The 17788-nt window shown below is 65.3% G+C and carries 15 protein-coding genes; 10 read left to right on the top strand and 5 right to left on the bottom strand.

Annotated elements, in window-relative coordinates; genetic code table 11:
* Positions 1 to 75 precede the first annotated feature (75 nt).
* Positions 76 to 3003: an AAA family ATPase gene (locus ACULK2_RS08910; protein ID WP_501044983.1), complete on the top strand. Its 2928-nt coding sequence runs from the start codon at positions 76 to 78 to the stop codon at positions 3001 to 3003.
* A gap of 22 nt (positions 3004 to 3025) precedes the next feature.
* On the opposite strand, the gene ACULK2_RS08905 is transcribed toward ACULK2_RS08910, so the two are convergent.
* Positions 3026 to 4228 (bottom strand): epoxide hydrolase family protein, encoded by a 1203-nt coding sequence (locus ACULK2_RS08905; protein WP_445969504.1) that lies wholly within the window; start codon positions 4226 to 4228, stop codon positions 3026 to 3028.
* Positions 4229 to 4468: 240 nt separating this feature from the next.
* Here ACULK2_RS08905 and ACULK2_RS08900 point away from each other — a divergent pair, with 240 nt between their 5' ends.
* From ACULK2_RS08900 to ACULK2_RS08875, 6 genes are all read left to right on the top strand, one after another.
* Positions 4469 to 5545, top strand: a complete 1077-nt coding sequence (locus ACULK2_RS08900) for an alpha/beta fold hydrolase (RefSeq protein ID WP_501044982.1) — start codon at positions 4469 to 4471, stop codon at positions 5543 to 5545.
* A 40-nt stretch (positions 5546 to 5585) separates the two neighbouring features.
* Positions 5586 to 6509 carry an NADP-dependent oxidoreductase gene (locus ACULK2_RS08895; RefSeq protein WP_445969506.1) on the top strand — a complete coding sequence of 308 codons (924 nt, stop codon included), beginning with the start codon at positions 5586 to 5588 and terminating at the stop codon, positions 6507 to 6509.
* A gap of 31 nt (positions 6510 to 6540) precedes the next feature.
* The gene (locus ACULK2_RS08890) at positions 6541 to 7143 is read left to right on the top strand and encodes an NADPH-dependent FMN reductase (RefSeq protein WP_445969507.1); all 603 of its coding nucleotides are present in this window, start codon (positions 6541 to 6543) and stop codon (positions 7141 to 7143) included.
* A gap of 13 nt (positions 7144 to 7156) precedes the next feature.
* Complete coding sequence (locus tag ACULK2_RS08885) at positions 7157 to 7699, top strand: carboxymuconolactone decarboxylase family protein (protein ID WP_445969508.1); 543 nt, start codon at positions 7157 to 7159, stop codon at positions 7697 to 7699.
* A 48-nt stretch (positions 7700 to 7747) separates the two neighbouring features.
* Positions 7748 to 8812 carry a thioredoxin gene (locus tag ACULK2_RS08880; protein WP_501044981.1) on the top strand — a complete coding sequence of 355 codons (1065 nt, stop codon included), beginning with the start codon at positions 7748 to 7750 and terminating at the stop codon, positions 8810 to 8812.
* Between the two features lie 226 nt (positions 8813 to 9038).
* Positions 9039 to 9431, top strand: a complete 393-nt coding sequence (locus ACULK2_RS08875; protein ID WP_445969510.1) for a hypothetical protein — start codon at positions 9039 to 9041, stop codon at positions 9429 to 9431.
* Between the two features lie 288 nt (positions 9432 to 9719).
* On the opposite strand, the gene ACULK2_RS08870 is transcribed toward ACULK2_RS08875, so the two are convergent.
* Positions 9720 to 10106, bottom strand: a complete 387-nt coding sequence (locus ACULK2_RS08870; RefSeq protein ID WP_445969511.1) for a sigma-70 family RNA polymerase sigma factor family protein — start codon at positions 10104 to 10106, stop codon at positions 9720 to 9722.
* A 157-nt stretch (positions 10107 to 10263) separates the two neighbouring features.
* Between ACULK2_RS08870 and ACULK2_RS08865 the strand changes: the two genes are divergently transcribed.
* A complete protein-coding gene (locus ACULK2_RS08865) occupies positions 10264 to 10509 on the top strand; it encodes an alpha/beta fold hydrolase (RefSeq protein WP_445969512.1) in 246 nt (81 codons plus the stop codon).
* 434 nt (positions 10510 to 10943) lie between these two features.
* Here the strand turns inward: ACULK2_RS08865 and ACULK2_RS08860 are convergent, their stop codons facing one another.
* The gene (locus ACULK2_RS08860; protein WP_445969513.1) at positions 10944 to 11282 is read right to left on the bottom strand and encodes a type II toxin-antitoxin system HicB family antitoxin; all 339 of its coding nucleotides are present in this window, start codon (positions 11280 to 11282) and stop codon (positions 10944 to 10946) included.
* Positions 11279 to 11533, bottom strand: a complete 255-nt coding sequence (locus tag ACULK2_RS08855) for a toxin HicA (RefSeq protein WP_445969514.1) — start codon at positions 11531 to 11533, stop codon at positions 11279 to 11281. The genes ACULK2_RS08860 and ACULK2_RS08855 overlap by 4 nt, the downstream gene beginning before the upstream one ends.
* Before the next feature lie 52 nt (positions 11534 to 11585).
* Between ACULK2_RS08855 and ACULK2_RS08850 the strand changes: the two genes are divergently transcribed.
* The gene (locus ACULK2_RS08850) at positions 11586 to 15644 is read left to right on the top strand and encodes a helix-turn-helix domain-containing protein (RefSeq protein WP_445969515.1); all 4059 of its coding nucleotides are present in this window, start codon (positions 11586 to 11588) and stop codon (positions 15642 to 15644) included.
* Between the two features lie 168 nt (positions 15645 to 15812).
* Complete coding sequence (locus ACULK2_RS08845; RefSeq protein WP_445969516.1) at positions 15813 to 16334, top strand: hypothetical protein; 522 nt, start codon at positions 15813 to 15815, stop codon at positions 16332 to 16334.
* 603 nt (positions 16335 to 16937) lie between these two features.
* On the opposite strand, the gene ACULK2_RS08840 is transcribed toward ACULK2_RS08845, so the two are convergent.
* Positions 16938 to 17729, bottom strand: coding sequence for a hypothetical protein (locus tag ACULK2_RS08840; RefSeq protein WP_445969517.1), 792 nt, complete (start codon positions 17727 to 17729; stop codon positions 16938 to 16940).
* Positions 17730 to 17788 lie beyond the last annotated feature (59 nt).

Raw genomic sequence — 17788 nt, 5'->3', positions numbered from 1 at the left:
GATGAAGTCATGCCCGCCAGTTAACACGATTCAGCGCGATGAGGAAAGAGAAACATCGGATGTCTCCTCGCGAGTTTGCGTGATGAGGTCCCGTCCCTACCGGGTGTCGAACGTCGAGAAGTCATCCTCGGCAGGCGGTTGTCCCTTCTTTGTAGTCGCATCGCCGGGGGTCGGGTACAGTCTGCGTGGGCGACGGGCGGTGACAGTCGCCGGCATGGGTGGAGCAAGGCGGGTGAACCGCTCTTGGGAGCAAGACTCGAGGCGCACCTGCGCCTGACAGACAGGCGGGAAGAGCGCGCGCGACTGGACGAACTGATCGCGCGGGCCCGGCTCGGCACAAGTGGCGCGCTCGTCGTTCGGGGCACAGCAGGGATCGGGAAGACAGCGCTCCTCGACCACCTACTGGCCAACGCCCCAGGCTGTCGCATTCTGCGAGCTGGTTCGGTCGAATCCGAGATGGAGCTCGCGTTCAGCGGACTCCACCAGCTGTGCTCTCCGCTTCTCGATCACCTCGACCGCCTGCCCGAGCCACAACGAGACGCCATCGCGACGGCGTTCGGGCTTCGCGCCGGCACGCCCGCTGACAAGTTCCTGGTCGGCCTGGCTGTCCTGAGCCTGATGTCCGACGTCGCCGAAGCGCAGCCGCTGGTCTGCCTCGTCGATGATGCGCAGTGGCTGGATCGCGTATCGGCGCAGGTGCTGGGCTTCGTCGCCCGCCGCCTCGCTGCTGAGTCTGTCGTCCTCGTCTTCGCAGCCCGCGACGGGGAGGACATCCCCCAGCTGGCCGGCCTGCCGGAGATGACGGTGACACCGCTCGGGGACAGGGACGCGCGTGCCGTCCTCGAGTCGGCGATACCAGGTCGACTCGACGAATCCGTCCGGGATCGCATCATCGCGGAGGCGGCGGGCAACCCCCTGGCCCTGCTGGAACTGCCGAAGGCGTGGACGACGCAGAGCATTGCCGGCGGATTCGGCCTTCCGGACAGCGTGGCGGTCCCGGCCCGGCTCGAGCAGAGCTTTCTCCTCCGACTGACGGCGCTCCCGGATCCGAGCAGACAGCTGCTGCTCGTCGCGGCGGCCGAGCCGGTCGGTGATGCCTCGCTGGTCAGAGCCGCCGCCGAACGGCTCCGGATCACCCCCGATGCGGCAGTGCCTGCGGCGACAGCCGGCCTGCTCGACAGCCGGCTCGAGCTGGGGTTCCGGCACCCGCTGGTCCGCTCGGTCGTGTATCGCGCGGCCGCCGTCGACGAGCGGCGCCGCGTACACGCCGCCCTCGCCGATGCGACAGACTCCGAGGCCGATCCGGATCGACGCGCCTGGCATCTTGCGGCCGCCAGCACAGGCCCGGACGAAGACGTCGCATCGGCTCTGGAGCGATCCGCCGCTCGGGCCCAGGCCCGCGGAGGGATCTCCGCGGCCGCGGCTTTCCTGCAGAGGGCAGCGGCATTGACGATCGACCCGGCCCGGCGCACCACACGCTTCCTGGCCGCCGCTCAAGCGAGCTTCCAGGCGGGCGCATTCGATGATGCCCTCGGTTCGCTCGACGAGGCACAGACAGATCGACTCGATGCCTTCCAGCACGCCCTCGCAGATCTCCTTCGCGGCCACATCGCCTTCGCGTCCGGCTTCGGCAGTGATGCACCGCCGTTGCTCGCCAAGGCTGCCGCGCAGATGCAGGCGATCGACGCCGATCAAGGCCGTCAGACCTACCTGATCGCCTGGGTCGCGACGGTCTTCGCCGGCCAGCACGCGGGACACGACGATCTCACACGGATCTGCCGGACGATCCTCGCCCTGCCTCCGAGGCCAGGTGATCCGGGAGCACTGGATCTCCTGCTCGAGGGGTTGGCGCGCCTGATCATCGACGGACATGCCGGCGCCGTCCCGACGCTGCAGCGTGCTGCGACGATACTGACCGAGATCCCCGCTGAAGATGTCGTCCGGTGGGGATGGGCGGCGACCGCCGCCACGGATGCCTCGTGGGACCCTGAAGGGACGAAGTCGATCGCCGGGCTGCAGAGCGCGATCTTCCGACGGGTCGGCGCCCTCGGACAGTTGCCGATCTCCTTGGCAGCCCTCGGGAACTCCGCAGTCTGGGCAGGCGACTTCGCCGGTGCCGCGTCCATCGTCGCGGAAGCGACGAACGTCGCCGCAGCCATCGGCAGCCACTTCCCGCCCACGATCGAATTGCGGCTCCTGGCTGCGCAAGGCGACGAACACCGAACGACGGCGTTGATCGCCGAGACACTGGCCGAGGCGGCGAAGGGCGGCCAGGGAATGGCTACGACCAACACGGATTGGGCGGCAGCTGTCCTCTACAACGGCCTCGCGCGATACGACCTGGCGATGGCCGCCGCCAGCCGCGCCACGTCCGCCACCTACGAGCCGTTCGTCTCCGTCTGGGCACTTCCAGAGTTGATCGAAGCCGCGACGCGCCTGGGGCAACCGGCTGAGGCGCGTGAGGCGATGGAGCGCCTCGTCGAGACGACGCAGGCGAGCGGGACGGACTCGGCGCTCGGCATCGAAGCCCGCAGCCGTGCACTCATCGGCAGCGGCATCTCAGCTGACCGCCACTATCGGGAGGCCATCGATCGCCTCGGCCGCACCCCGCTCCGTACGGAGCTCGCCCGTGCCCACCTGCTCCATGGCGAATGGCTCCGCCGTGAGGGTCGACGCATCGATGCACGCGGCCGTTTGCGGGACGCCTATGAGGAGTTCGCTGCGATCGGCATGACCGCGTTCGCGGAACGCGCGCGCCGCGAACTCGTCGCCACGGGTGAACGGGTCAGCAAGCGCGGCCCCGGTCGGCGCGACGTGCTGACCCCGCAGGAACAGCAGATCGCCCGTCTCGCTCGCGACGGGCATTCCAACCCGGATATCAGCGCGCAGTTGTTCCTGAGTCCCCGAACCGTCGAGTGGCATCTGCACAAGGTCTTCGCGAAGCTCGGGATCGCTTCCCGCAAGGAGTTGGCGGAGGCGCTGGCGCCCGGGAATGCGTCGTGACCCGAGCACCAGCACTCGGCTTTCAGCGCAGCGACGTGAATGCCGCGCGCATCTCGGAGGTGAAGAGCTCCGGCTCCTCCCAGGCAGCGAAGTGGCCGCCCCGTTCGACCTCGTTGAAGTAGGCCAGATCCGGGTAGACCGCCTCGACCCAGCTGCGGGGGGACGCCCAGATCTCGTCGGGGAAGGTCGTGAAGCCGACCGGCACGGTGACCGGCGGCGGCGCCTGCCCGCTCGCCAGCGCTGCAGCGAGCGCTCGTGCGTCCTCCCAGTACGACCGCGCGGCGGAGTCCGCCGTGCGAGTCAGCCAGTACAGGGTGATGTTGTCCAGCACGTGGTCTCGGGTGAGATTGCCCACGGGTTCGTCGTCGACGAACGCGCGTGAGATCTTGGAGTAGCTGTCCGTGTCGTGGTCGAGCATCCAGGCCGCCAGCCCGACCGGGGAATCCAGCAGTGAGTAGCCGATCGTCTGGGGACGCGTGGCCATCTCGAGGAAGTAGCCGAAGCCGTCCTGCCGGAATGTGCCGAATGCCTCGGCCGCGACGCGTTCCTTCTCGGTTTCCTTCGGCAGGTGATCGCCGACCGCGAGAACCGCCGTGAGGAGGCTCAGGTGGTAGCCGACCAGGCCCTCGACCGACTGACGGCCCATCAGGTCGGTGACGAGAGCGCCGACATCGCCGCCTTGGCCGACGTAACGGGAGTAGCCGAGGCGGCGCATCAGCTCGGACCAGGCGCGGGCGGTGCGGCCGGCATCCCAGCCGAGTTCGGTCGGCTGACCTGAGAACCCGTAGCCGGGTAGGGATGGCAGCACGAGATGGAAGGCGTCCTCCGGCGTGCCACCGTACGCGGTTGGGTCGGTCAATGGGCCGATCGTCTCCAGCATCTCGATCACCGACCCGGGCCAGCCGTGCGTCATGATGAGCGGAAGGGCGTTCTGGTGCCGGGATCTGACGTGGATGAAGTGGATCTCGACCCCGTCGATCTCGGTTGTGAACTGGGGTAGCGCGTTGAGGCGAGCCTCGCATCGACGCCAGTCGTACTCTTCGGACCAGTACTGAGCGAGCGCCTGTGCCGTCGACAGCTGCACGCCCTGCGCGCGGTCCGGAACGAGCTCCTTCGTGGGCCAGCGCGTCGCAGCGACGCGCTGGCGAAGGTCGTCGATCTGCTCGTCCGCGATGTCGATGTGGAACGGGCGGATCCCGGTGGGGGCTTCGATGATCGTGCTCATGACGACGTCTCCCTTCGTGAGACCTGATGAGGATGGTGACACCGCCGAGCCTGCTCCCGCCCCATCCCCCATCGCACCCGTGAATGCCACGGGTGACTCACTGGTGTCGGCACCGAGCCCGGCGCCAGTGCCTCGACCAGTGGCACTCACGGGTGCGAGCTGCCGTGCACTGGGTAGACCTTGGACGTGCCGACTCTCGGCAGGGAACTCACGATCCGTTCGCACGGAAAGGGGACCGCCATGTCCATCACTCACCGAGGTCACGCCGCCCCCGACCTGCCGACGAACGGCGGCGATCAGCTGCTGTCACGCCGGGGCCTCGTGGGTGGTGCGGCGGTCGCGGCCGGCATGGCGATCCTCGCAGGCTCATCATCCGCGGCATCCGCGGCGAAGGGAGGATCGACCGGGTCAGTGTCCGACGCCCCGGACCTGCCCAAGGGGTTCACCGCCACGTTCGAGGATCGATTCGTGCAGGCCAACGGAGTCCGGCAGCACGCAGTCGTCGGCGGCGATGGTCCCCCACTGCTGCTGGTCCACGGGTGGCCGGAGAACTGGTACGCGTGGCGATTCCTGATGCCCACGCTGGCCCATGACTTCACCGTCATCGCCGTCGATCAGCGCGGGATCGGGCTGACCTCCACTCCGGCCGTCGGCTACGACTCGGCGACCCTTGCCGACGACCTCGCCGCGTTGATGGAAGAACTCGGCCACGAGCGGTTCTCGTTGGTCGGACACGACACCGGCTACATCATCGCGTACGCGCTCGCCGCGGACCATCGAGACCGCGTGGAGCGCATGGCTGTCGCCGAGATCCCCGGCCCTCCCGGCGTCGAGCATCCCGAGATCCCTGCACCGCCGCTCTTCGTGCCCGACTTCCTCAACAACCGGCTGTGGCATATCCCGTTCAACCGCGTCGACGACGAACTCATCGTCAACATGGTCCGCAGCAACGCCGAGGAGTTCTATCGGTACGAGTTCGCCATCCAGGGCGGCGGAGAAACGCTTCCCGATCCCACGATCAAGTACTACGTCGACCTCTACAACCGCAGCAAGGATGCCCTTCGCGCGAGTTTCGGGCTGTACCGAGCTTGGGACGCCACTCTGGAGCAGAATCGCCAGCGCCAGCACGACAAGCTGACCATCCCGGTCCTCGGGATCGGTGGCGCGAACAGCTGGGGCCCGGCGGCGGCAGAGGGCATCAGGCCGGCAGCGACCAACGTCGAGACCGCCGTGATCCCGGACACCGGTCACTGGGTCGCAGAGCAGGCACCCGAGCAGATGCTGGAGCTCCTGTCTGCCTTCCTCAAGGGCGCATGACGCCGTATCCGTAGGACTGGCCGGAGCGAGGAGTTGCGTCATGAAAGCCATCACCGTGGCCGAGTCGGGGCTCGGCGTGGAGGCCATGACCTGGACCGACATCGACTATCCGCACGCTGCAGAGAACGACGTCATCGTCGGCGTTCATGCCGCGGGTTTCACACGCGGTGAACTGACGTGGCCGGGCACCTGGATCGACCGCGCCGGCCATGATCGTGCCCCCAGCGTCCCAGGTCACGAACTGGCGGGGGTGGTCGTCGAGCTCGGGTACGGCACCACGGGACTCACCGTCGGCCAGCGGGTGTTCGGCCTCACGGACTGGACTCGCAACGGGTCCCTGGCCGAGTATGCCGCCGTGGAAGCGCGCAACCTCGCACCACTTCCGGCCGGCGTCGATTTCGTCACCGCGGCCGCCCTGCCCATCTCGGGACTCACCGCATGGCAGGGGCTCTTCGACCACGGCCACCTGGAGACCGGTCAGTCGGTTCTCATCCACGGAGCAGCCGGAGGCGTCGGATCGACCGCAGTCCAAATCGCTCGCGATGCCGGCGCGCGGGTCGTGGGCACGGGCCGCGCGGGAGACCGGGAATCCGTCCTCGAGCTCGGAGCGGACGAGTTCGTGGACCTGCAGTCCGACCGACTCGAGGAACGCGATCAGGTCGATGTCGTCTTCGACGTGATCGGCGGTGAGGTCTTCGAACGTTCGCTCGATGTCCTCCGGCCCGGAGGCAGGATCGTGACCATCGCCGGCCCGCCGCCGCGACAGCCCGAGGACGGTCAGGCGATCTTCTTCGTCGTCGAGCCGGATCGTTCCCGTCTCGCCGATCTGGCACATCGGCTCCAGCTGGGGCGCATCAGGCCGATCGTCGGAAGCGTGCGGCCCCTTGCCGAGTCCGCGGCCGCCTTCGCGTCCGGCGTGCGCGTCCGGGGTAGGACGATCATCTCGGTCGCCGAGAGCGACTGAATGCCGCCATGACGGAAAGGGAACCACGCTCATGCACACACACAAGATCGGATACTTCGTCGGAAGCCTGTCGAGCACGTCGATCAACCGAACGCTCTCGAAGGCGCTGCTCGAGCTCGCACCCGACGATCTGGAGTTCACCGAGATCGCGATACGCGACCTGCCGCTGTACAGCCAGGACTTCGATGCGGACTTCCCGCCGCCCGCTCGAGCACTCAAGGAGGCGATCGAGGCATCTGACGGCATCCTCTTCATCTCGCCGGAGTTCAACCGCTCGATCCCGGGAGCGTTGAAGAACGCCATCGACTGGGGTTCGCGCCCGTGGGGATCGAACTCCTTCGCCATGAAGCCGACCGGCATCATCGGAGCTTCGCCCGGCGGCATCGGAACCGCAGTCATGCAGGCGTCGATGCGAAGCGTGCTGAGCTTCCTCGATGCCCCCCAATTGAATGCGCCCGAGGCATACATCACGTTCCGCGACGACGTGTTCGGCAGCGACGGTGAGGTTCGCGACGAGGCCACGGCGAAGTTCCTTCGTCACTTCATGGAGGAGTACGACGCATTCGTGCAACGGGTACTCGCCGTCACGGCGCCGGGGCACATCGGCGACGAACTCCCCGAGATCCGGCGTTGAGCGTCCGACGCTCATGACGACGACGTCGCCACCGCCCTCGGCCGCTGAGCCGGACCGGGAATCCCGGTCCGAGATTCGGTTCGTGAACACGCGCTTCGATCCCGACCTCACGCCGTTCCACGCCATCGCGATGGAGATGGCCGCGAGGTTCGGGTACTCGGCCGCGTTGTCGTTGGATCCACGGCTTGCCGAGTTGCTGCGGCTTCGCGTGGCCCAGCTCGATCCGTGCTCGTACTGCCTGATCCTGCACAGCCGGGTAGCGGACCAGCTGGGTATCCCGGCCGAGGTCGTCGCGCACCTGAGCGGATGGCGCGAGAGTGCCATGTTCTCGCCGGCCGAGAGGGTCGCGCTCGCCTACTGCGAGGGTCTCACGACGTACGACATCGCACGGTTCTCGGAACTGCACGACGCGCTCCGGGCACATTTCGACGAGCAGGAGGTCGCCGAGATCGCCGCGGTGATCATCAACATGAACGTCTGGACTCGGCTCAAGCTCGCCCAGGGCGCCATCCCCACTGCGGGCGAGGCGTCGCATCCTTCGAGCCCTTCTGCTTGACCGACCAACTTCTCCTGGAGGTGTCCCATGCACGATGAGCGGAATCCGATGAACGACACACGTGCCACGACGACATCGGAAGAGCCGGCGCGAACCGGCATCATCCGTTCCATCGCCCACTGGTTGGCAGACGACGACGGCGTACTCCCGGATGAGGGGCGCCTCGCACCATTCGATGGGGCGACCGCGTGGCTCAACTCCGAGCCGCTGACACCAGAGGGACTTCGCGGGAGAGTGGTCCTCGTCGATTTCTGGACCTACACCTGTGTCAATTGGCTCCGCACGCTCCCCTACGTCCGGGCATGGGCATCGAAGTACGAAGAGGCGGGCCTGACCATCGTGGGTGTGCACACGCCCGAGTTCGGCTTCGAGAGCGACCTCGACAACGTGGTCGCGCAGACCCGCAACCTGGGCGTCGAGTACCCCGTTGCGGTCGACAGCGGCTACCGGGTGTGGGGCGCCTTCGCGAACCGGTTCTGGCCGGCGGTCTACATCGCCGACGCGGATGGGCGTATCCGGCACCACCACTTCGGCGAGGGCGAGTACGCGCAGACCGAGATGGTCATCCAACGCCTCCTCCTCGACGCCGGGGCACAGGATGTCGACCTGGACCTGGTGGCGGTCGAGTTTCGCGGACTCGAGGTCGCAGCTGACTGGCGGGCGCTGCGATCACCCGAGACGTACCTCGGGTACCTCCAGAGCAGTGGCTTCGCGTCGGAGGGAAGAGCGCCGCTCGACCTGCCGTACGCGTACAGGGTGGCCCCCGTGCTGCCGCTCAACTCGTGGGACCTGTCGGGGAACTGGACCGTCGCCCGGCACGCGGCCGGCTCGAACGCACCCGGCGCACGGATCGCGTTCCAGTTCCACGCCCGCGACCTCAACCTCGTCATGGGACCACGCGCCAGAGGCGCTGCCATACCGTTCCGCGTCACCCTCGACGGCCGGGCCGTGGCCGACGCCCACGGTTCCGACGTGGACGCCGACGGCCGCGGCATCGTCCGCGATCAGAACACGTACCAGCTCATCCGCCAGCCCGGTCCGATCACGGACCGCAGGTTCGAGATCGAATTCCTCGAGACCGGAGCAGAGGTCTACTGCTTCACGTTCGGCTGATCACGGCCGGGCACGAGCACTGCGAGAACCCGCGATCATCCGCACGCATCTGGTCAGTCAGTCGCACGGATCGTGCGAAACGAGAGAGGAGCACCTGATGGGTCTACTGGAACGCATCTTCGGTCGGAAGGTCGAACTCGAACCCGAGCCTGCACCTGCACCTGCACCTGCACCTGCCGGCATCCCGCACCCAGACGCCGCAGCCGTCGAACGATACGAGCAACTGTTGCGCACCGCGCCACAGGACGTCCTCGAGCAGGCGCATGTCGAAGCATTCGAACGACTCACCCCCACCCAGCTCGACCTGCTCTACGAACGGCTCACCGCAACAGCAACCACGGACGACGAACGACCAGCCGACGCCCGCCCCGAGAGCCTCGCCCGATCGGCGGCCAGAGCTGAACGGCGCCGACCCGGCACCATCACCCAGACGCTCGACGAGACACAGGAGCGAGCAACGACGAACGCGGTGGTGGGATACTCCATCCTCGACGCCGTCATCTGGTACTCGCTCGCCTCCGTCGCCTGGAGCACCTGGAGCCCTCCTCCCGATGACCTCACGGACGCGCCCGCGACCGACGAGTTCGACGCCGGCGGCGGGTTCGACCTCGGCTTCTGATCACGGAACCATCCCGATGCTGAGGTGCGCGCGGACCACGGCGGGCATGGCCACGCGCTCCCGCGGGGTGCGACTTCAACGGGCCCGACAGCTGGACGTCAGACCGGGTCGAAACCATGGTCGAGGGAGCCGCCATTCGCCAGGGCATTCGAAGCCGAAATCAAGCCGCAAGGATGTCACAGGTTCGAATCCCGTATTCCGGATCGAGTCCTTTCGCGGCGATTCCGCCGGCATCAGCCCGCATGCGAGCTCGATGCGCTCGACTGCCGCCTGAGATCGCCCATCCCGTCAGACCTCCCTCCAGTGCCGCAGCTTCTCCGGACGCAAGCGGATCCACACCACGCTGATGAGCCCGCGTGTGAAGTCGAGAGTCATCGCAGCGATCGTCTCGCCGTCTCGGCTGAGCGTGAGCCCGGCCTGAGCGTTGACCGCGCGCTCGTCGATGATGAGGCCCGGCTTGGCCGCCATGCCGTGCATGAGCAGGGCGATCGCCTCGTAGACGCCGTGGACGACTCTGACCCTGGGCTGATCCCGATCACCGGCATCGACCACCACGGCGACCCCGGGATCCAGCAGCGCGGCGAGTCGTTCGCCGTCACCGCATTCGGCCGCGCGGCGGAACACATGCACCGCTCTGTGGTGCAGAGGGCGGTGCAACCAGTCGAGCACGCTCATGGTCTTCCCTTCGAGCCTCGGCCCAATGTCGAGGACCCTGTACATAGGACACGACGGGCGACCGTCCTGTGACATCGGATCCGGGTCGTGAAGTCCGTCGATCCCACGACATGGACGGCAGGCAGGACCGAAGACCATCAGGGCTGGGATATCGCGGATGAACGCAGTCGTTCGGATCCTGATCGGCGACAAGGACCTCGCACCCGGACCCCTGGTTGCAGCCGAACTGGTCAAGCTCTTCCATCGAGCCCTCGTCACCGTGCTGCCAGGCAGTACACACTTCCCGTGGGTCGATCAGCCAAGCGCGTTCACAGCGGCCGTCGCGGCCGCACTCACGACCGCCCCTGCGAACGCCTCGGCCGGTCTGTTATCAGAGGTCGAAAGCCGATCCTCTTCCGGATGATCTGCGCCGATTGAACGCGTACGGGGGGGTGAGGCAGTCCTGATGGGTCAGGGCGGTGATCAAGGCCCGACCTAGGATGTTGGGAAAAGCCCAGATCAAATTGTGAAAACAAAATGTAGGGCGGACGGGACTTGAACCCGTGACCGATGGAACTACCCGGCCCGAGCTCGTAGTCTCGGCCCGGGACGGGACATCTCGAACATTCTCGGCTTGATCAGTAATTCCTTGCCGCGATCATGATCGTCGAGTCTCGATGATACCCGTTGACCTCGAGGATCCTCGGTGCATCTCGAGTCAAAAGTGCTGGATAAACGTGCGCGGATCAAGTCATCGCTCGGCCTGCCAGATCGGCGCGCTCGGTGTGGTCGTCCCCCGCCCCCCTCGAGGCGGATCGTGACACCGGCCGCACGCTGCACCGACCAGCTGCGCAGCGGTCAGGTGAGCTTGCTAATTACCCAACGATTGAGTGAAACCCTGTTGCGCTGGGCTTCCAATGCGAGCCTCCGATGAAGGGACGGGTCGACTCGTAAGTTGAGCCGCCCAGAGTAACTGGCGTCGGCAAGTGGTTCAGGGACGGGTTCTCCGCTTTCGATCAGGTCATCGATCACTGTTTCGAGAAGTTGCTCCATCCCGCGGAGCGCTTCGGCTTGACCTGAGGCGAGCCAGGAAAGCGACGGGAACTCTGCGACGGTAGCAACGAACTCGCCATCCTCCGGCGACCAGGACACGACGTACTGATAGTGCTCGACGTTCGGTCGCGTAGCGGTGTTCACCGTTCCTCCTTCAGCTTGTCGATCGCCTTCACGAGCTGCTTCACTTGGTACTCCTTGGCAGAGCCTCCGCCACCGGCCTGCAGATTGATGCGCGGGTCACCCTGCCACGGCATCTTGAAGATCGCAACATGGCTCCCCTGACCCGATCGGGGCGCCCCGAAGTGGTGCTCTGCCAGTGCGACTGCTTCCGTGAAACTGAGTGAACCAGGCGTCCGGCGAGCTTTCGCTTCGATCTTCTCGATGCTCGGCATACGTTCCTGCCTATCAATATGGTGCCACTATTGGCACCAGTAATCAACATGGATGGCCACGCTCGTCGCCCGTTCCTTCGTCGCGCCCATCCTCGGACGAGGCGGCGGTGGCAACAAGTCCACAATACACACAATCTGCTACGCTGTTGGCATGAACGGTGAATCGGGCCTCCCGGAGTTTCTTTCCGTAGGCGAGACTGCGCGACTGCTTGGCGTCCACGAGAACACAGTCCGCAACTGGGTCAAGTCAGGAGCGCTTCTCACCGCACGTCTACCCGGCGCAAAACAGCACCGCTTCGCACGTGATGAAGTTCTGCGACTGCTGCGCGAGCGCGGAGAGTCGGCGTCCTCGGTTGGGCCGCAACTTCGCACGGACGGCCCGGAACTCGTCACGGCGATCGAACTCGATGGGTGGGCCGCTCGTAGCGACGCGAAGACGGTATTTCCTGATTTGATGCGTAGGCTGCTCGCCAACACGCCAGGCGTAACCAATATCAGGATTCGAGCTCACGAAGGTGTCGCGGCACCCGAGTGGGATGGCACAGCTACGTCCAGCGGGAGCAGTTTTCTCCCCGCGGGTGAGCTCCGATTCGAGTTCGGGACCGACCTCAACCCGAAGGGCAAGGCGCAGAAGGACTACGACAAGCGCGTCACCGGATCGACGCGTGCCGACGAGGTCTTCGTCTTCTGCACTCCCCGCAATTGGGCCAACGGTGCGACCTGGGCAACGGATCGAGCGGCAGAAGGCGAGTTCGGGGGGGTCGAAACCATAGATGCGCACGTCCTCGAAGGATGGCTCCGCGCAGTTCCCTCGGTTCACTACTGGATCTCGGAACGCCTTGGCTTCCTTCCGCGGGATGCGCGTTCTCTCGAACGGTGGTGGGACTCGTTCCAGGGGCGCATCACACTCGAGCTCCCGCGCGCCTTCTTCCTCGCGGGGCGGGCAAAGCAGGCGGAGGAACTCACCGCGGCACTCACGGCCGCAGAGGGCTTGGGTTCGTCGATCGCAGTGAAAGCCGCCTGGCCCGATGATGCGCTGGCATTCGTAGTTGCCGCTCTGGCTCCGAGCATTGCGCTCACGAGCAGAGCGGTCGTCGTTACTGCGGCGGAGGCCTGGCATCGCTTGGTTGAGAGCAAGGAACCCCTGATACTCATCCCCCTCCTCACGGAGACCCCGGACCTGAAGGCCGCCCTCGATCTCGGGCACCGCGTCATCCTCATCGCCGGGGGCGACGTCGTCGTGCGAGGCGACCAGAACATCGATCTCCCTAAGGTGGACCGCGTTGCGGCGCGCGAGATCGTCAGGAGTCTCGATGTCGACGCGCACAAGGCCGAGCGAATCGTAGCCCTCGCACGACGGAGCATGCCGGCACTCTTCAGGTACCTCGCGCGAGACGTTCGTCTTCAGAAGCCGGACTGGGCTCGCGACCCGGACATGACAGCGATCCTGGCGCCGCTTGCGCTCGTCGGCTCTTGGGGCGTCTACGACGGTGACAGGTCAATCCTCGAGATGATGACGGGCTCGAGCCTCGAGAAGGTCGAACGGCTGCTCCGGTCGCTCGCGGATCGGCCCGAAGCCCCGTTCGTCAAGTCCGGAGGGCGCTGGAGGCTCGCGGACCCGCAGGAGGCCGCATACCTGCTGTTCGGCGATCTCAGCGACAGCGAACTCGACCGATGGCAGGACACCATCATGCAAGTCCTACTCGACGCGGACCCCTTCGCCGGCATGGATAGCGTCGCGCGCCTCACCGCCAGTGCGACCGGCACTGCACCTACCTACTCAGAGACCCTCAAGAAGCATCTCGGGCACAGTCTGGCCCTCGCCGGCGCCGCATCGGACGACCTGCCACCGGACCTTCAGCTGCAGGCTCGGGTGAACCGAATCGTACGAACGCTGCTCGAACGAGCAAGCGAGGACGAGTCTGGCACGACGTGGGCCTTGCTTGCACCATCACTTCCTGCGTTGGCCGAGGCCGCCCCGGAGATCTTCCAAGATGCCGTCGAACATGACCTCGAGCGGCCGAATCCCCTCTTGCGGACGCTGTTTAGAGACGAAACCGACGGAGGCATGTTCGGCTCCAGCTCTCCTCACCCCAACCTCCTCTGGGCGCTCGAGAGCCTCACGTGGTCACCGGAACACTTCGGACGGTCGACCAGTCTCCTTTCAGGTCTCGCCGCGATCGACCCGGGCGGCCGACTCAGCAATCGACCGATCGCGAGTCTGGAACGCGCCGTCCTGGGGTGGATCCCGCACAGCGGCGGAAGCGTCGACGACAAGCTCGCTGTCATCGACCGCGCACTCCAGCGGGTTCCGGACGTCGGCTGGAAGGTCATCCTCGGGGTCTGGCCGAGCAGCCACGCTACCGCCTTCGAGCCGCACATCCCGATGTTCCGGGATTGGTCACCCGTGAAGTCGAACGTCACGTACGCAGAATGGGGACGTTACATCCATGGTCTTGTGGCTCTCGCCATCGATGCCGCCGGCGATCGCGCGGACCGTTGGGAGGAGCTGATCCCTGGCGTCGACAACCTTGCCAAGCCCGATCGCGACAAAGTCCTCGAGATATTCCGCGAGCGCATCGCCAGCGCCGCATGGAACGAAGACGAGCGATACAGACTCTGGGAATCGCTGACTGCAGAAGCCGATCGGCATGAGAAGTACCCTGACGCGGATTGGGCCATGTCCACAGAGGACATCGCTGTTTACCGCGAAGTCGCCGCCGAACTTGCACCGACGACGGATCCGCGGCGGTACTCCAACCTGTTCAGTTGGCGCGCCGTCGTGCCTGGCAGAAAGCTCGGCGACGAAGGCTACGACGAGGACCTTCTGAAGCTACAGCGATCGGCGATCACGGAGGTACTGGCCCAGGGCATGGCGGCAGCCGAAGAGCTCGTGCTCGACGTTGATCTGCCAATGGTCGTCGGACGCCGTATCGCTGAGGTGCCTTCCGTCAGTGACAGCAGTGTCCTCGGCTGGCTCTCCAGCGACGAGTCAAAACTTCGGGAGGCGGCAATGGACTTCGTGAACTACCGCGTAGAAAATGAGGGCGGCGTCGATCGAATGATGGCCATGCTCGCGAACCCAGAAGCTACCGCCCCGGGGGCTCGGGAACTCATGGCTGCGATCCCCACGACAAGGCCGTACTGGGAAGCGGTCGCCGGGCTGGGAGGTGATCTGGAGGCTGCGTACTGGCGACGCGTATCCCACTACCGATTCGCGGCCGAGGACCGCGCCGACGGCGCGCGCTTGCTGCTCGAGCACGGGCGCCCTTGGGCTGCCGTCGGGCTCCTGTGCGACATGGTGATGCAACAGCAGGCGCCCGCGCTGGAGCTGCTCAAGTCCACCTTGACCGCCCTCATCACGGTATCGACTCCTATCGAAGACCCGTCCATGACCTCGTTCTACATCGGCACGCTCCTCGAGTACATGGAACGCGAGCTCCCCGACGACGGGGATCTCCCGCTCTACGAATTCGCGTTCTTCGACCTGGTCCACGATCACCAACCGTCCGGCGCGCTCTACCGCTGGCTCTGCGCAGATCCCGACCAATTTGTGGATCTCGTCAGCCGTGTGTACCGGGCCGACAACGAACCGAAGCGCGAACTGTCTCCCGGCGAGCAGACGATGGGACGCCTCGCCTGGAGTGTGCTTCACGAGTGGGACGTGCTGCCTGGCCTCCGCAAGGACGGAATCGTCGATGGGGCTCATCTGACTGACTGGGTCCGCCGGGCACGCCTTGCGTTCAGCGATAGTGGACGCGGCTCCATCGGCGACGAGCAGATCGGTCAGGTGCTTGCTGCCAGCCCGACCGGCCCTGACGGTGTGTGGCCCGTCGAAGAGGTACGTGAACTCGTCGAGAGCATCGGCAATGCGCGCATCGATACCGGCCTTCACATCGGAAAGACCAACAAGCGTGGCGTCACGTCGCGAGACGTCTACGACGGAGGCGAACAGGAGCGAGAACTCGAGCAGCATTACCGAGAGATGGCCAGCAAAATCGCGACGAGGTGGCCGCGGACCGCGCGAGTACTCCGTGGCATCGCTGACAGCTATCAAGCCGAGGCACGACGGAACGACGCCGAGGCCGAGTGGCGCGGCGACGATGGCTGATCCGACACGCGCCAGCGAAAGAGGACGATGCAACGGGCCCGTTCCGACGATCCGGGACCCTGTACACGACCTAAGGCACCGTGAACCTCACCGTCAACTCCGCCCGGGCAACAGGGCGAGGCTCGTTGGTAGCGTGTCCTAAAGTGTGTTCTCTCCAACGGAGCGGGTATGTCCTTCGCGGATCAGTGGGCTAAGCCAGACCTCGGCGACGAGCTCCTAGTCGCATTGGGCGCTGTCGCGTATTGGTCGGGCAGGCTCGAGGAGCGACTGTTTTGGCTCGCCGCGTCACTCCTTGATCCTTGGTACAGCGGCTTCGACGATCCAGACGAGCGAGCGCTCGCTGCCACGAGGGGCCTTGGCTTCGACGCACTTCGACAGCTCGTGATCCGCGTTCTCGATGTAGAGGGCCGAGACTCGCACCCGGAGCTCCGCAGAACTCTTCGAGACGCTGAGACCCTCATGAAGGAACGGAATCGCGTTGTTCACGGAGAGTGGTGGCCCTACGAGGAGGAAGAACGTCCGATCATCACGCACCGCAATTGGCGTTCCGTCGGGCTAAGTGACGTTCGGGTCGAAGACCTCCGTGACCTTGCAAACAAACTTGCGGCAGTGACAGATCGGGTCGAACTCGCGCAATCGGAAGGACATCCCAAGACCAGAGGCGGAACGTCCGGAGGCCTTAGTCAATGAGACTCGCGATGCCACTTCGGTGCCGCGGGCAAAATGCAATGAGCCCTTCAGCGCTGCCGGACGAGAATTCGGCGACCGATCACCATGCCAATCGAGACCGTGCCAGATGGCTCGAACGCGATTCATGGACACACCCTCGAGAATAAGCGACGCTCGGAAAAGACCTGATCAAGAGGCTTTTCGTAGGGCGGACGGGACTTGAACCCGTGACCGATGGAACTACCCGGACCGGGTCCGCCGTCTCGGCCCGGGCCGGGATGCCTCGAACAATATCGACGTGATCAGGATTCTCTTGCCGCGACTTTGGCTATCGAACCTCAACTCTACCCATCCACCTCGGCGGCCTTCGAGGCATCTCGGGTCAAAAGTGCTGGATAAACGTGCGCGGTTCAAGTCGTCGGTCGGGCCAGTGAGAATGAGCTCGATCACGGCCTGTCGCTGGTCGAGCAGGTCGACGCGTACCGGCACGACTACAATCACGTCCGACTGCATGAAGCGATCGCGTGGAAGCGGTCCGCCGACGTCCACGCGGGCCTGGCCAGCCCGACCATCCCCAACTTCGAAATCGAAGAACCCTAGCCAAGTGGCTGACGCGGGACATGATTACCGACGCAGAGACGCCGCAGCGTCGGGCTGGACGTATCCTCGGATTAGAGCAACGAGACGATCCCTTGCCTCCAGCAGACCGCGGTCGTAGATGCCGACACCCCTGATCCACTCGATATCCGCACCGAACAACGAAGTCAGATCCGGATAGTGACTGTCGAGATCTGCCGCCGCTCCGATGGCATCATCCACGATCTTCTCGGTTGTCCGGCGCATCTCTGACATGAGTCGGATAACTGCATCGCGGATGTCCGTCGGAAGAAGAGGATCCGCTGCAGTCTTTCCGAGTTGCTTCATCACCAACTCTTGCTGCGGCGAGAGCACGAGGTCGACCCACGGTTGCGCGAGGAACTCCGCTTTGCCTGGCCTCCTGTACGTCGGGTCGTCGCCGTCCAAGACCCGCTCGAGCCAGGCAAATGCACCGATCTGCGCAAGGCCATCGGCGTCCCGATCCTTGAGGCGTTCTTCCAGGCCCTGATTCAACCCACCGAGTACGTGCGTGCCCCACGACCAAATCAGAAGCCACCAAGTCAATTCCTCGGTGTCGCTGATCCCGAGTCCTTTCCTCAACTCGGCGGTCCCATTGCCGTATGTGGCGCCGGTCAAGGACGTCAAGAGATCCAGTTGGCGTTTGTATACCTCTGCCCTGTGCGGTTGAAAGAACGTCCGTCTGGCGTGTAGGTACGTGAGGATTGTCAGCAGTCCAATGACGCATGACAATACGATCTGGACCCAATCCGTCAGTTCTAGGTTCGCGAAGATGTCATCTTCGTCCAGCGCGGTGACCATGGCCCATGCTGGCATGAATCTTGCTCTGATGTCCTCGCGTCGGCGACGCTCGAAAACTG

The organism is Agromyces molybdatiresistens, assembly GCF_052748445.2.
Note: the sequence above shows the minus strand (reverse complement) of the source record. Positions and strands in the feature narration are given on the sequence as shown.

Excerpts from the sequence above, each read along its gene's own strand:
- ACULK2_RS08895 (WP_445969506.1), top strand. The coding sequence starts at position 5,586 with ATGAAAGCCATCACCGTGGCCGAGTCGGGGCTCGGCGTGGAGGCCATG.
- ACULK2_RS08865 (WP_445969512.1), top strand. The coding sequence starts at position 10,264 with ATGAACGCAGTCGTTCGGATCCTGATCGGCGACAAGGACCTCGCACCC.
- ACULK2_RS08900 (WP_501044982.1), top strand. The coding sequence starts at position 4,469 with ATGTCCATCACTCACCGAGGTCACGCCGCCCCCGACCTGCCGACGAAC.
- ACULK2_RS08845 (WP_445969516.1), top strand. The coding sequence starts at position 15,813 with ATGTCCTTCGCGGATCAGTGGGCTAAGCCAGACCTCGGCGACGAGCTC.
- ACULK2_RS08870 (WP_445969511.1), bottom strand. The coding sequence starts at position 10,106 with ATGAGCGTGCTCGACTGGTTGCACCGCCCTCTGCACCACAGAGCGGTG.
- ACULK2_RS08890 (WP_445969507.1), top strand. The coding sequence starts at position 6,541 with ATGCACACACACAAGATCGGATACTTCGTCGGAAGCCTGTCGAGCACG.
- ACULK2_RS08840 (WP_445969517.1), bottom strand. The coding sequence starts at position 17,729 with ATGGTCACCGCGCTGGACGAAGATGACATCTTCGCGAACCTAGAACTG.
- ACULK2_RS08855 (WP_445969514.1), bottom strand. The coding sequence starts at position 11,533 with ATGCCGAGCATCGAGAAGATCGAAGCGAAAGCTCGCCGGACGCCTGGT.
- ACULK2_RS08905 (WP_445969504.1), bottom strand. The coding sequence starts at position 4,228 with ATGAGCACGATCATCGAAGCCCCCACCGGGATCCGCCCGTTCCACATC.
- ACULK2_RS08850 (WP_445969515.1), top strand. The coding sequence starts at position 11,586 with ATGGCCACGCTCGTCGCCCGTTCCTTCGTCGCGCCCATCCTCGGACGA.
- ACULK2_RS08880 (WP_501044981.1), top strand. The coding sequence starts at position 7,748 with ATGAACGACACACGTGCCACGACGACATCGGAAGAGCCGGCGCGAACC.
- ACULK2_RS08885 (WP_445969508.1), top strand. The coding sequence starts at position 7,157 with ATGACGACGACGTCGCCACCGCCCTCGGCCGCTGAGCCGGACCGGGAA.